General features: G+C 71.4%; 15 protein-coding genes. 8 read left to right on the top strand and 7 right to left on the bottom strand.

What is annotated here, in order from left to right; all coding sequences use genetic code 11:
• Positions 1-125 precede the first annotated feature (125 nt).
• On the top strand, positions 126-2,177 hold the full coding sequence (locus tag ACZ6CL_RS11435; protein ID WP_468934238.1) for a DHA2 family efflux MFS transporter permease subunit: 2,052 nt from the start codon (positions 126-128) through the stop codon (positions 2,175-2,177).
• A 15-nt stretch (positions 2,178-2,192) separates the two neighbouring features.
• Here the strand turns inward: ACZ6CL_RS11435 and ACZ6CL_RS11430 are convergent, their stop codons facing one another.
• Complete coding sequence (locus ACZ6CL_RS11430) at positions 2,193-2,729, bottom strand: GNAT family N-acetyltransferase (protein WP_468934236.1); 537 nt, start codon at positions 2,727-2,729, stop codon at positions 2,193-2,195.
• Between the two features lie 132 nt (positions 2,730-2,861).
• Here ACZ6CL_RS11430 and ACZ6CL_RS11425 point away from each other — a divergent pair, with 132 nt between their 5' ends.
• From ACZ6CL_RS11425 to ACZ6CL_RS11410, 4 genes are all read left to right on the top strand, one after another.
• Positions 2,862-3,524: a hypothetical protein gene (locus tag ACZ6CL_RS11425; RefSeq protein ID WP_468934233.1), complete on the top strand. Its 663-nt coding sequence runs from the start codon at positions 2,862-2,864 to the stop codon at positions 3,522-3,524.
• Positions 3,521-4,156: a hypothetical protein gene (locus ACZ6CL_RS11420; protein ID WP_468934230.1), complete on the top strand. Its 636-nt coding sequence runs from the start codon at positions 3,521-3,523 to the stop codon at positions 4,154-4,156. Before ACZ6CL_RS11425 ends, ACZ6CL_RS11420 begins: the two co-directional genes overlap by 4 nt.
• A gap of 172 nt (positions 4,157-4,328) precedes the next feature.
• Entirely contained in the window at positions 4,329-4,868 is a 540-nt protein-coding gene (locus ACZ6CL_RS11415; RefSeq protein WP_468934227.1) for a GNAT family N-acetyltransferase, read from the top strand.
• A gap of 121 nt (positions 4,869-4,989) precedes the next feature.
• On the top strand, positions 4,990-5,319 hold the full coding sequence (locus ACZ6CL_RS11410; protein WP_468934224.1) for an LppU/SCO3897 family protein: 330 nt from the start codon (positions 4,990-4,992) through the stop codon (positions 5,317-5,319).
• Positions 5,320-5,348: 29 nt separating this feature from the next.
• Here ACZ6CL_RS11410 and ACZ6CL_RS11405 read toward each other — a convergent pair whose 3' ends face one another.
• From ACZ6CL_RS11405 to ACZ6CL_RS11395, 3 genes are all read right to left on the bottom strand, one after another.
• Positions 5,349-6,062 (bottom strand): DUF1775 domain-containing protein, encoded by a 714-nt coding sequence (locus ACZ6CL_RS11405; protein WP_468934221.1) that lies wholly within the window; start codon positions 6,060-6,062, stop codon positions 5,349-5,351.
• Between the two features lie 76 nt (positions 6,063-6,138).
• Positions 6,139-6,747: a sigma-70 family RNA polymerase sigma factor gene (locus ACZ6CL_RS11400; protein ID WP_468934220.1), complete on the bottom strand. Its 609-nt coding sequence runs from the start codon at positions 6,745-6,747 to the stop codon at positions 6,139-6,141.
• 59 nt (positions 6,748-6,806) lie between these two features.
• Positions 6,807-7,463: a hypothetical protein gene (locus ACZ6CL_RS11395; protein ID WP_468934217.1), complete on the bottom strand. Its 657-nt coding sequence runs from the start codon at positions 7,461-7,463 to the stop codon at positions 6,807-6,809.
• 167 nt (positions 7,464-7,630) lie between these two features.
• On the opposite strand from ACZ6CL_RS11395, the gene ACZ6CL_RS11390 reads away from it, so the two are divergent.
• Entirely contained in the window at positions 7,631-9,061 is a 1,431-nt protein-coding gene (locus tag ACZ6CL_RS11390; protein WP_468934214.1) for a PepSY-associated TM helix domain-containing protein, read from the top strand.
• Between the two features lie 19 nt (positions 9,062-9,080).
• Here the strand turns inward: ACZ6CL_RS11390 and ACZ6CL_RS11385 are convergent, their stop codons facing one another.
• Genes ACZ6CL_RS11385 through ACZ6CL_RS11375 form a run of 3 tightly spaced genes read right to left on the bottom strand, consistent with a single transcriptional unit; the run spans position 9,081 to position 10,850 of the window.
• Entirely contained in the window at positions 9,081-9,494 is a 414-nt protein-coding gene (locus ACZ6CL_RS11385; protein ID WP_468934211.1) for a hypothetical protein, read from the bottom strand.
• Positions 9,495-9,528: 34 nt separating this feature from the next.
• Positions 9,529-10,068 (bottom strand): hypothetical protein, encoded by a 540-nt coding sequence (locus ACZ6CL_RS11380; protein WP_468934208.1) that lies wholly within the window; start codon positions 10,066-10,068, stop codon positions 9,529-9,531.
• Positions 10,065-10,850, bottom strand: coding sequence for a TIGR04255 family protein (locus ACZ6CL_RS11375; RefSeq protein WP_468935208.1), 786 nt, complete (start codon positions 10,848-10,850; stop codon positions 10,065-10,067). The genes ACZ6CL_RS11380 and ACZ6CL_RS11375 overlap by 4 nt, the downstream gene beginning before the upstream one ends.
• 342 nt (positions 10,851-11,192) lie before the next feature.
• Here ACZ6CL_RS11375 and ACZ6CL_RS11370 point away from each other — a divergent pair, with 342 nt between their 5' ends.
• Together ACZ6CL_RS11370 and ACZ6CL_RS11365 are read left to right on the top strand one after the other, a co-directional pair.
• Positions 11,193-12,500 (top strand): ammonium transporter, encoded by a 1,308-nt coding sequence (locus ACZ6CL_RS11370; RefSeq protein ID WP_468934206.1) that lies wholly within the window; start codon positions 11,193-11,195, stop codon positions 12,498-12,500.
• Positions 12,497-12,835: a P-II family nitrogen regulator gene (locus tag ACZ6CL_RS11365; RefSeq protein ID WP_468934203.1), complete on the top strand. Its 339-nt coding sequence runs from the start codon at positions 12,497-12,499 to the stop codon at positions 12,833-12,835. The genes ACZ6CL_RS11370 and ACZ6CL_RS11365 overlap by 4 nt, the downstream gene beginning before the upstream one ends.
• The last annotated feature ends 10 nt before the right edge of the window (positions 12,836-12,845 follow it).

Genomic DNA, 12,845 nt, shown 5'->3' with positions numbered 1-12,845 from the left:
TTCGTCGTCAGGGGAGGTGCGGGTCACGTCACGGACGAACCGGCCCGGCCGACCGTAACAGGGCATAAAGGGCGCGTTGGGGTGAGGATGGGAGGGCGAGCAGCCGAGGAGTCCGAGGAGTCGTCATGGCGCAGGACGCCGGTCGCCCGACTCCGGTCCCGGACCCCGTGGTGCCGGGCCCCGAGGAGGGCGGGCCGAAGCGCACGGTCCTGGTGGCCATCGGCGCGCTGCTGCTCGGCATGTTGCTCGCGGCGCTCGACCAGACCATCGTCTCCACCGCGCTGCCGACCATCGTCAGCGACCTCGGCGGTCTCGACCATCTGTCCTGGGTGGTGACCGCGTATCTGCTCGCCTCCACCGCCGCCACCCCGCTGTGGGGCAAGCTCGGCGACCAGTACGGGCGCAAGAAGCTCTTCCAGGCCGCGATCGTCATCTTCCTGGCCGGGTCCGCGCTGTGCGGGCTCGCCCAGGACATGGGGCAGCTGATCGCCTTCCGCGGGCTCCAGGGGCTGGGCGGCGGCGGGCTGATCGTGCTGTCGATGGCCATCGTCGGCGACATCGTCCCGCCCCGTGAACGCGGCCGCTACCAGGGCCTCTTCGGTGCCGTCTTCAGCTGCACCAGTGTGCTGGGGCCCCTGCTCGGCGGGCTCTTCGTCGACCAGCTCAGCTGGCGCTGGGTGTTCTACATCAACATCCCCGTCGGCGTCGTCGCGCTCCTCGTCATCGCCTCCGTCCTGCACATCCCGGTCGGCCGCACCCGCCACACCATCGACTACCTCGGCACCGCCCTCATCGCCGGGGTGGCCGCCACCCTGGTGCTGATGGCCTCGCTCGGCGGCGTCAGCTTCGGCTGGGGGTCCTGGCAGATCCTCGGGCTCGGGGCGCTCGGCGCCGTCCTGCTGGTCGCGTTCGTGCACGTGGAGCGGCGGGCCGCCGAACCGGTGCTGCCGCTGAAGCTCTTCCACAGCCGCACCTTCACCCTCTGCGCGGTGATCGGCTTCGTCGTCGGCTTCGCGATGTTCGGCAGCATGATCTATCTGCCGACCTTCCTCCAGGTCGTCCAGGGCGTCTCGCCGACCCTCTCCGGTGTCCACATGCTGCCGATGGTCCTCGGCATGCTGCTGTGCTCCACCGTCTCCGGCGAACTGGTCAGCCGCACCGGCCGCTACAAGGTCTTCCCGATCCTGGGCACCGCCGTCACCGGCATCGGGCTGCTGCTCCTGCACCAGCTGCGCGAGACCAGCGGGGTCGTCGAGACCAGCGCCTACTTCTTCGTCTTCGGCTGTGGACTCGGACTGGTCATCCAGGTGCTGGTGCTGATCGTGCAGAACTCGGTGAGCTACCAGGACCTGGGCGTCGCCACCTCCGGCGCCACCTTCTTCCGCTCCATCGGCGCGTCCTTCGGCGTGTCCGTCTTCGGCTCGATCTTCGCGGGCAACCTCACCCCCAAGATCGCCGACGCGCTCGCCGGGCGGCCGCTGCCACCGGGCATCACCCCCGCCGGGCTCGCCGCCGACCCCCGCGCCCTCCCACGGCTGCCACCGGCGGACCGGACCGGGGTGGTGCACGCGTACGCCCTCTCCATCACCGATGTCTTCCTGTACGCGGTCCCGGTCGTGCTGCTCGCCTTCGTCCTCGCCTGGTTCCTGCGGGAGGAGCCGCTGAGGGCGAGCGTCACCGCGCCGGAGGGCGGCGAGATACTGGCCAGCAACCCCGTCGAACGCTCCTCGTACGACGAATGCGCGCGAGCCCTGTCGCTGCTGGGCAGCCGCGAGGGCCGCCGCAGGATCTACGTCGACATCACCGCGCGGGCCGGGCTCGATCTGCTCCCGGCCGCCAGCTGGATGCTGCTGCGCATCCGCCACTACGGCTCGGTCGAACCCGCCGTCCTGGCCGAGCGCACGCCCGTACCGCTGCGGGCCATCACCGGCGCGGCGCGCCAGATCGAGGAACGCGGGCTGGGCGCGCGCTACGGGCTCGACCTGACCCTGACCCCCAGGGGCCGGGAGGTCGCGGACCGGCTCTTCCGCGCGCGCGAGGCGTCGCTGGCCGAGCTGCTGGGCGACTGGTGGTCACCGGACCGGCCGACGGATCTGGTCGAGCTGGTGGACGAGCTGTCGCGGGAGATGTGCGGCTGCGACGCGGAGCGGCCCTGGCGCCGGGAGCCGCCGGGGTGAGTCGTACGGCGTCGTTCAGATGAGGTCCTTGGCCATCCACACTTCGGCGTACGGCCCCTCGCTGAACGCCGGTACGTCCCGGTACCCGTGGCGTGCGTACAGCGCCCGCGCCTCAACCAGGTCGCGCCGGGTGTCCAGCACGATCCGTACGACGCCCAGGCGCCCCGCGGCGCTCTCGACGGCCGCGAGCAGCGCGGCGCCCCCGCCGAGTCCGCGCTTGCCGGGGCGCAGGAACACCCGCTTCAGCTCCCCGGTGCGGCGCTCTGGGGAGCCCCGCCGCCGCAGCCCCGCGCACCCGGCCACCTCGCCGTCGTGACGCGCCACCAGCAGCACACCGTCCGGCGGGGTCAGGTCGTCGCTGGGCATCTCCCGCAGCGCCCGCTCGACCTCCTCGGACGTCGCGTCGCGTCCCTCGTGGAGCCGGTAGTAGCGGTCGGCCACATCGGTCATGTACTCGCGCAGCAGCGTGGCCGCGACCGGGTCGGTGACGGGCCGTGCGGCGACGGTCCAGGGCGGGCTGACGGCGTTCGGCGCCTCGGGCGTACGGAGCATGAGCGGCATCCTGGCATCCGCCGGTCGCCGAGCGCATCGCGATGTGACGCAGTTTGAGTGCGGGGGAGCGGGCAACCCGGCGTCGTAGAGCCCCCGAACAGGGGGGCACCTGCGGGAAGGCAGAAGCAGACCATGTCAACTGGCGCGATCATCATCGTGGTTGCCGCTGCGGTCGTCCTGGCGACCGTGCTCGCCGCGGGCATCGTACGTGCGCGTGGGAGCGGCAGGAAGAATGCTCTGCGACGCCACTTCGGGCCCGAGTACGACCTGAACGTCGCCGAGCACGCGGGCGACACCAAGGCGGCGGAGCGCGAACTCGACGACCGGCTGCGACGGTACCGCGATCTCAAGACCGAACCCCTCCCCGGCGAGCTGCGCGAGCGCTACCTGGCCGAATGGGTGGGCACCCAGGAGCAGTTCATCGAATCCCCGGAGCACGCGGTGGCCGGGGCCGACCAGCTGCTCGCCCGTCTCGCGCGGGACCGCGGCTATCCGTCGGACCGGTACGAGGAGCAGGTGGCGGCCCTGTCCGTGCACCACGCGGACTGTGTGCAGGGCTACCGACAGCTCCACGTCGCGGCCGCCCGCGCCCGTGAGGGCCGGGCCGACACCGAGGAGCTGCGCGAGGCCGTGGTGCACGCCCGGCCGTTCTTCGAGGAGCTGGTGAAGCCGCCCCATCACGCGTCCGACGGGCACGAGGGGCACGGCGGGATGCTGGGGAAGGCCGGGAGGACCGGTCGAACCCGAACCCGGAAGTCCCACGGCTGGCACATCGGGAAGGCGGGTGCGCGATGACGGACAACGTCCCGGAGCGGAACCCGGACCCGGAAATCCATCGCGGCCCGGATGGCCGTCGCGGCCCGGCGGCGAACCGTGGCCCGGACGTCCCCAGCGGCGTGGAGGCCGACCTCGGTCCGGCGGCGGACCGTGGCCCGGCGGCGGACCGTGGCCCGGCGGCGGACCGTGGTCCGGCGGCGAGCCGTGGCCCGGCGGCGGACCGCGGGCCGGAGTGGAGCCAGCAGGGCCTGGAGGCGGACCACGGCCCCGAGCACAACAACGGCCACCGCCGCCACGGCCTGGAGAAGCACGAAGTACCGCCCCTCGGTGGGGCGATGGGCGGTACGGAGACGACGGGCACCCCGGACGGCCCCAGCTTCCCCGTCCTGCCGACGAGCGAGCACGACAAGCTGAACCAGCGCCTGCGGTACGCGGTCAGCGGCTTCGTCGACGCTCCGCGCGGCTCGGTGGAAGAGGCGGACGCTCTCCTCGAAGAGATCTCGGCCCGGCTGGTCGACCTCCTCGCCGAACGCCGCCACACCCTCCGCGCCGCCTGGCACGAAGGCGCCGCGGGCAACGCGGAGACGGAGGAGCTGCGCCTGGCCATGCGCGGCTACCGCAACGTTCTGGAGCGGCTGCTCACCATCTGAGCCCTCCGCCTCCGCCCCCCCGGCCGCCGCCCGGACATCGCTCCGGGTGGCGGCCCTCTTTGTGCCCTCTCCGGGGTCCTTCCCACCCGCGCGCGGCTGAGTTGGGATGATGCGGCGGTCAGTCGCGTCGTCGCGCCGGACGCGCCGCCGGTTCCGGGAGAGGAAGCCCGCCATGCCCCCGATAGACCTCCTGTCCTCCGAGACGTTCCCGGACAGCGTCAAGGGCCTCGCCGAGGTGCTGGCCGACGCCGTCGACGACGGCGCCTCGATGGGGTTCCTGACCCCCTTCGGCCACGAGGACGCCGCCGCGTGGTGGCACGCCCAGGCCCCGGCGGTGGCCGACGGCAGCCTGCGCGTCTGGGTCTGCCGCGACCCGGAGGGCGCGGGCGGCATCGTCGGCACCGTCAGCCTGGCCCTGGCCCGCAAGCCCAACGCACGGCACCGCGCCGAGGTCATCAAGCTGGCCGTCCACCGCGCCGCGCGCGGCCGGGGCCTGGCCCGGGCGCTGCTGGACACCGCTGAGGCGGCCGCCCGCGCCTCCGGCGTCACCCTCTTGATGCTGGACACCGTCACCGGCAGCCGGGCCGAAGGCGTCTACCTCGCCGACGGCTGGACCCGCTACGGCGTCGTCCCCGACTACGCCGCGGACCCCGGCGGCTCCCTGGAGGACTGCAGCTTCTTCTACAAGCAGCTCACGGGCCCTGATTGCTAAGGTCAGCACCCCGCGCCCATGCGTGGTCCATGCACCTGCCACGCCACCCAGAGGTTCTTCACCCGTGCCCGAGCTTTCGCACTTGTCCTATCTCCCCCAGACGGAAGCGGATGAGCGCCGCATGAAGCGCAACCGCTGGGTGTTCCTGGCGATGCTCCTCGCTCTGGTGGGCGCGCTGGTGTTGCAGTTCTTCGGTCCGTCCCTCTCGGACACCGAGGCCAGCACCTTGAAGGCGGGCGATTGCTTCACGAAGAGCGGGCCCAAGGACGACCAGAACGTGGAGAAGCGCGACTGCGGCGACGCGGACGCCGGGTACCGGGTGGTGAAGGTGGACAAGGGCGCGATGGTGGACACCTTCGCCTGTCAGGACGCACCCAGTGCGACGGGCTCCCTCACCCAGACCGGCGGCGACGCCGAGCCGTTCGTCCTCTGCTTCAAGAAGAACGCGTAGCCCCCGAGTCGCCCCGGGGGCTGTCCCGGTCAGGCCGAGCGGCGCTGTTTGAACACCCACAGGCCCGCGCCCGCGACGATCAGGACGCCGATGCTGATGCCGATCGCGGTCGCGGCGCCCGAGTTGCTGTCCTTCTCCTCGTCCGCCTTCTCCTCCTTCTTGTCGCTCTCGCCGGACGCCTTGTTCGATGTCTGGTCGGACGTCTTGTCGGCGTCCTTCGACGGAGGGGCCGAGGACGCCGACGGCTTGGCTCCGGCGGCCGCCGCCTTCAGTTCGAGGACCGGCGCGGGCTCCTCCGGTTCCGGGCCGTCGCCGGGCAGTTCGATCCACCGCGAGACCTTGCCGTCGCTGTAGGTCTCGATGGTCTTGAACGCCAGCGACTTCGCGTCGGGCAGCTGCCGCACCTTGATCTTGTGTACGGCGTTCGTCCCCACGGCCAGCTTCGGCCCGCTGAGGGTGTAGCCGTCCTTCGTGGGCTTCATCTTCCAGTCCTTGGGCGCCTCGTCCAGCGTGACGTCGCCTGGCGCGATGCCCTCGGGCAGCACCACGCGCACGTCGGTGAAGCCGCCGGACTCCGACTCGGCCTCGCCGGTGAAGGTGAGGACGACGTCCTTGGCCAGCGCCTGCGGGTTGGAGGCCGTGACCTCGGCGTGGGCGGACGCGGGGCCCGCGAAGGCGATCGTCGCGGCGATCGCGGCGACGCTCACGGCCCCGAGACGGCGCATCGTACGGACAGTTGACATCGGACAGACTCCTCACAACAGATGACAGACAGTGAAATCTGTCAGCGACTAGCTGTTATCGGTCAGCTGCTATCGGTCAGCCGCAGGACGGTACGGGGATACCCCGCTCCGCCGTCGTGGGCTCTTCCGCCGCCCGCAGCAGCGCGGTCATGTGCTCGCGGGCGCGGGACACCCGGGACCGTACGGTTCCCACCGGGCAGCCCGTGGCCGAGGCGGCGTCGGCGTAGGGGAGCCCGAGGAGCTGGGTGAGGATGAACGCCTCGCGGCGCGGGGCGTCCAGCGTCGCCAGCAGTTCGAGCAGCGCCACGCCCTCCTCGAAGCCGGGCAGCCCGACCGGCTGCGTCCGTTCGGCGACGGCCCGCCAGTCGGTCGTGTCGGCGATACGGGGGCGGGCGGCCGCGGCGCGGTAGCGGTCGGCGACCGCGCGACGGGCGATCGACAGCAGCCAGGTGCGGGCGCAGGAGCGCCCGGCGAACCGGGACAGCCCGGCCAGCGCCCGCAGATACGTTTCCTGGGTCAGGTCGTCGGCACCGTGCACATCGCCGCACAGATGGACGACGAAGCGCCAGACGTCGAGATGGGTGGCGCGGATGAAGTGCTCGATGGCGTCCGCGTCGCCGTCGCGGGCGGCCAGCGCCCATGCGGTGATCTGCTGGTCGCGATCCTGTACGAGGGCAGGGGTCATCGCCTGATGTCCTCCGGAAGTCACGGGCTTTCCGCCCGTCACCGGTCGGGACAGGCGGGTCAGATGGGCACCGGACTCGCTGGGGGACCTCTGCGGGCGACCACGTAGTGGAGGAGCGCCGCGCGCAGCGCCCGCCCGGCCCCCGGCCGCGCCGGACGGCGGCGGGTGGGCAGCGGCAGGGCGTCCGCGCCCAGCAGGCGCAGGATCAGGCGCAGCGGTACGTAGACGGCGGCCGCGAGCGTACGGCCCAGCCGGAACGCGGCGGCCTCGCCGCGCCACAGCCACAGCCCGCACACCAGCGCGGCCAGGGCGTGGGCCAGCATCATCCCGGGGGTGATGCCGTCCGCGGCCGACGCCATATGCGCGTCGGCCATCCCGGCCATGCCCTCCATGCCGCTCATGCTCCCGGCCCCGCCGTGCGCGCCATGCGCGCCATGCGCCATGGACGCCGTCGGGAGCGACGAGGACTGCGAGAAGTGGAACAGCAGGTGCAGCACGAGCTGCGCCCCCACCGTCGCCCCGGTCACGATCGCGCCCCCGCGCTGGCGCCCGGCCAGCCACCACGCCGCGGAAGCGGTGACGAGGAACGCCGCGCCCAGCATCTGCCACGACACGGCCCCGCCGGACATCACCGCATGGCCCAGGGCCGCCATCACCACGCACACCACCGCGAAGATCGCGGCACGTGTCGTGCGGAGAGCTGGGCCGGGTGTCATGCCCGTCATCGTGCCAGTCACCTCGGGCGATGGTGCGAACTCGTCCCAAGTTGATAAAACGAGCGCGCGTGTGGCGCACGTCACAAAACGCGTCGGAACTCAACCCCCCTCCGCTCCGACTACTGGACGAGCACGCCTCGCACCACCCCCGAACCAGGAGGGCCGCCATGTCCACCGACGAACACGTCGCCCCGGCCGCCGATGCCGCCGACGACGTGGCCGACCGGGAGACCCCTGCCCGCCCGGCCTGGTCCGTGCTGCGCCCCCTGGTGCTGCGGCTGCACTTCTACGCCGGTGTCCTCGTGGCCCCGTTCCTGCTGATCGCGGCCACCACGGGATTGCTGTACGCGGGCTCCTACCAGGCCGAGAAGATCATGTACGGCCATGAGCTGCGCGTCCCGGCGGGTGACACCAAACTGCCCCTCTCCCGCCAGATCGACGCCGCCCGCAAGGCCCATCCGGAGGGCACGGTCAGCGCGGTGCGCCCGTCGCCGGACGACACCGGCACCACTCGGGTGCTGCTGTCCGGCGTGGAAGGGGTCGCCGAGGGCCACACCCGGGCCGTCTTCGTCGACCCGTACACCGCGAAGGTGCGCGGCGCGCTGGAGCAGTACGGCAGCACCGGCGCCCTGCCGCTGCGCACCTGGATCGACGAGTTCCACCGCGATCTGCACCTCGGCCAGAGCGGCCGCCTCTACAGCGAACTCGCCGCCAGCTGGCTGTGGGTGATCACCGGTGGCGGGCTGCTGCTCTGGTTCGCCCGCCGACGCCGTAACAAGCGCGCCGCCGCCGGGACCGCCGCTCCCGCCACCGGCCGCCGCCGCACCCTCGCCCTGCACAGCAGGGTCGGCGTCTGGGTGGCGGTGGGGCTGTTCTTCCTGTCCGCCACCGGGCTCACCTGGTCCACGTACGCCGGGGCGAACGTCACCGACCTGCGCGCCGCGGTCGGCCAGACCACCCCGGCCGTGGCCTCCGGCCTCACCGGCGAACACGCCGGTCACGGCGCCATGCCGGGGATGGACATGGGCGGTTCGGACGGCGGGCACAAGGCCACCGACGTGGGCTACGACACCGTGCTGAAGGCCGCCCGGGCGAAGGGCCTCGGCGACCCGGTGGAGATCGTGCCGCCCTCGGGCCCGAGCGCCGCGTACACGGTCAGTCAGATCCAGCGCAGCTGGCCGGAGAAGCAGGACGCGGTCGCCGTGGCCCCGGCCACCGGCGAGGTCACCGACACCGTGCGGTTCGCCGACTATCCAATGCTGGCCAAGCTGAGCCGGTGGGGCATCGACCTCCACACCGGAGTCCTCTTCGGCATCGTCAACCAGCTCGCCCTGGCGGCACTCGCCCTCTCCCTGATCCTGCTCATCGTGTGGGGCTACCGCATGTGGTGGCAGCGCGGCCGCACCGGCGCCTTCGGCCGCCCCCTGCCGCGCGGTGCCTGGCGCCAAGTCCCGGGGTACGTACTGGCCCCGCTGGCCGTGGGAGCCGCCGTGGTGGGCTACTACCTGCCGCTGCTGGGCATCCCCTTGGCCGCGTTCCTGGCCGTGGACATCCTGGCGGGCCGGATCGCCACCCGGCGGGCGGCCCAGGGCACCTGAACGCGGCAGCCGTCCGCCGTCATTCGGCCGGGAAGCATAAGCGGGACTCCTCGGCCAGCGCCTCGGAGATCTCGCGTCGGCGCGGCTTGTCCGGCCGGGGCACCTCGCACTGGATCAGGGCGTGCGCCATCCCGATGGGCGGGTCCTCGGGGTCGGGCGCGTCAATGATCTTCGCCTTGCAGGGGCGGGTGGCCCGGGCCGGGAAGCCGTAGACCATCTGCCCCGGCTTCTTGATCATGGCTTCGGGGCCCAGTCCGTACTCGGTGAGAAGGGAACTCCGATGGACGGAGATTCCGTCGGGGTCCCATCGGAACGCCGTATGGGTGGGCACCCGTCTCCCGGTTTCCAGGTCGGGCACCAGGAAGCCCGGTGCCTCCGGTATCCGCCGGTAAATCAACTCGCTGTCGGAGTTCTTTTCGTCACGTGCGCTCAAAGAGCACCCCCCTCAACACCCTCTCAGCGCCGCTTTAAGAGAAAAGCCTCTTCCAGTTCGGATTGACCGACCAGACGCGCGTCGAGAGCGCCGAGAGGAAGCGGCGGATGTTCTCGTATCCGATGCCCTCGGCTCCCAGGTCCCCGTTGGCCTTCAGGTCGCCGGCCGCGTCGATGTAGCGCACGAACGGGGGCTCGTCGGGGGAGAACTCAAGCTCCAGCCGCTCCTTGCCCGCCCGCCACTCGAAGAGGATGGCGCCCTCTTCCCCGGGGGTGATGAAGGGGAAGACCGTGCGGTAGTCGGAGATCCGGTCCAGCGTGCGGTAGGCCGCGTGGGTGACGGCCTGGGAGGGTGCGCTGCCTCCGGCGTCGTCCCAGTCGTGGGGCAGCGTTCTCAACTCGTGCAGCTTGCCGCTGACGTAGGTCTGTAATTCGAGCTTGGTCTGCTTCTCCAGCGCGCGGGATTCCGCGCCGCCCCGGTCCCCGCGCCGGATCAGCCACACCCCCGCATCGCGTGGTTCGTCCTTGCGGACGGGTGAGAACTGCCCGGTGGGGCACGCCTCAGACGCAATCATTCCATTTCCCCCCATTGCTGCCGCATTTGCGCGCTCGTCGCCTCCAGGAACGCGCCGCTCACCACCTCATGTGCCGCGTCCATGCGCAGGGCGAAGTCGTCCCCCAGGTCGACTTGCGACTCCGCGTCGATGATCAGGGACGAGCCTTCGCGGAACTCGCCCGCCGACGGCTCGGTCACCGCCGAATCCACCCCGATCAGAACGGAGACCCGGTCGTCGCGCTCGGACTGCTGGTATTGCACCCGGAAGCCGCAGTAGTCGGGCACCCGGAACGGGAAGGCCGATTCGAACGACCAGCCGGTCAGGACCCCGGCCATGGCCTGGTGCGCGGAAATGTCCGGGAGCCTGTTGAGGTACTGGGCGTCGGCCCGCTTCACCTCGGGCAGGGTGCCGCAGATGTTCTGCGAGAGCTTCGAGAAGTGGTCGAACTTCCCCAGCAGTTCCGCCTTGAGGGAGTCGTAGCCGGGATAGGGCTGCTCCTCCCCGGTGGACTTCCAGATCAGGATGAAGCGGTCCTGCTGAAACTTGATCTTCCGGTCGCCGAGTTCCGTGGACAGTGAGCAGAGCCCCATCGGCCAGGGCAGACCGGAGCGCATGAACTCCACGTCATCCTGATGGGCGGGCTGCCATGGGGTCAGCGGGGTGGACTCCCGCAGGTTGGGATACTCACTGCGCCAGTCGACCCGCAGCGAGGCCAGGTCGAGCGACTGCAGCCGCGACAACGGCTGGAACATCAGCCCTAACGTGACCTCATGCACCGGCGGCCGTCTGAACCGCAGCATCCCTGCCATGTCACCACCCCCTCACTGAGAGTACCCATGTGGCGTGCGCCACGAACAGAGAATGGCTCAAGTTGCCCGCCGGGCGATGCGGGATGAGCGGAAAAGTACCCCGATGCCCGGGTCGTGCTGCCCGGAAGGGTGAAAACGTCATGCTTTTGACGCGCAGGGGCTCCGTGTTCGCTATGCGGTGCGCGGTGAGCGTGTGGAAACGCCGGCGCAACGCGAAACATGGGGGAAACACGCCCGTGCGCGAGTGGTAACGACCGGACGTGACCCTTCCTTGGGCGGCCATCGAGCACCCACCGATGCGACCCCTGCCGACCAAGAAGGTGACTTATCGACATGCCGACCGGATTCGACGCCGGCGACACCGCCTGGCTGCTGGCCAGCACCGCGCTCGTGCTGCTCATGACGCCCGGGCTCGCCCTGTTCTACGGCGGCATGGTGCGGGCCAAGAGCGCGCTGAACATGCTGATGATGAGCTTCGTCTCCATCGCCGTCGTCACCGTGATCTGGCTGCTCGTCGGCTACAGCCTCGCCTTCGGCAAGGACCTGGGCGGCGCCGGGCTGCTCGGCGGGCTGGAGTACGCGGGGATGCGCGGGATCGGCCCGACCAACCTGACCGGCTCGGTGCCGACGCTGCTCCACGCCGCCTTTCAGCTCACCTTCGCGATCATCACGGCCGCGCTGATCAGCGGGGCGATCGCGGACCGGGCCCGGTTCGGGGCGTGGGTGGCGTTCGTCGCGGTGTGGACGCTGCTCGTATACGTTCCGGTGGCGCACTGGGTGTTCGGACCGGGCGGCTGGATCCTGGAGAAGCTGGGGGCGCTGGACTTCGCGGGCGGCACCGTCGTGGAGGTCAACTGCGGCGCTTCCGGGCTGGCGCTGGCGCTGCTGCTCGGGCCGCGGATCGGCTTCAAGAAGGAGGCCATGCGGCCGCACAACCTGCCGCTGGTGCTGCTCGGCGCCGGGCTGCTGTGGTTCGGGTGGTTCGGGTTCAACGCCGGGTCGGCGATGGGGGCCAACGGCCTGGCGGCCGCCGCGTTCCTCAACACCCAGGCGGCGGGCTGCACCGGGCTGCTGGGCTGGCTCGTGGTCGAGAAGGTCCGCGACGGCCACGCCACCACCCTCGGCGCCGCGTCCGGCGCGGTCGCCGGACTGGTCGCGATCACTCCGTCGTGCGGTTCCGTGGGCGTCGCCGGGGCGCTGCTGATCGGGCTCGCGGCCGGAGTGCTCTGCTCGTACGCGGTGAGCTGGAAGTTCCGCTTCGGCTACGACGATTCGCTCGACGTCGTCGGCGTCCACCTGGTGGCCGGGGTCGTCGGCACCGTGCTGATCGGCGTGTTCGCCACCTCCGCGATGACCGGCGGCCCGGCCGGGCTGTTGTCCGGGGGCGGCGCGGGACAGATCGGCAAGCAGACCGTGGCGGTGCTGGCGGTGGGCGCGTACGCGTTCGTCATGACCTACGGCATCGGGAAGCTCATCGACCGGTTCATGGGCTTCCGGGCGGCCGAGGAGGACGAGCGCTCCGGGCTCGACCTCGCCGTTCATGCCGAGAGCGCCTATGATCACGGGGTTCTGGGCCACGGCGTGCCGCAGAACGCCGCCCATCGCCCGCCGCATCACCCCGACAGGACCCTGACCCCATGAAGCTGATCACGGCGATCGTCAAGCCGTTCAAGCTGGACGACGTGAAGACGGCGCTGCTGGAGATCGGTGTGCAGGGCCTCACCGTCACCGAGGCCAGCGGCTTCGGCAGGCAGCGCGGCCACACCGAGGTCTACCGTGGCGCCGAGTACCGCATCGACTTCGTGCCCAAGGCGCGCATCGAGGTGGTCGTGGAGGACGCCGAGGCCGAGGCCGTCATGGACGCCATCGTGAACGCCGCGCGCACCGGGCGGATCGGCGACGGCAAGGTGTGGGCCGTCCCGGTGGACGACTTCGTCCGCGTCCGCACGGGGGAGCGGGGGCCGGACGCGGTCTGAGCCGCACCCG

The sequence above is a fragment of the Streptomyces sp. NPDC041200 genome (assembly GCF_055591805.1).
This window is presented reverse-complemented; position numbering and strand designations above follow the sequence as displayed.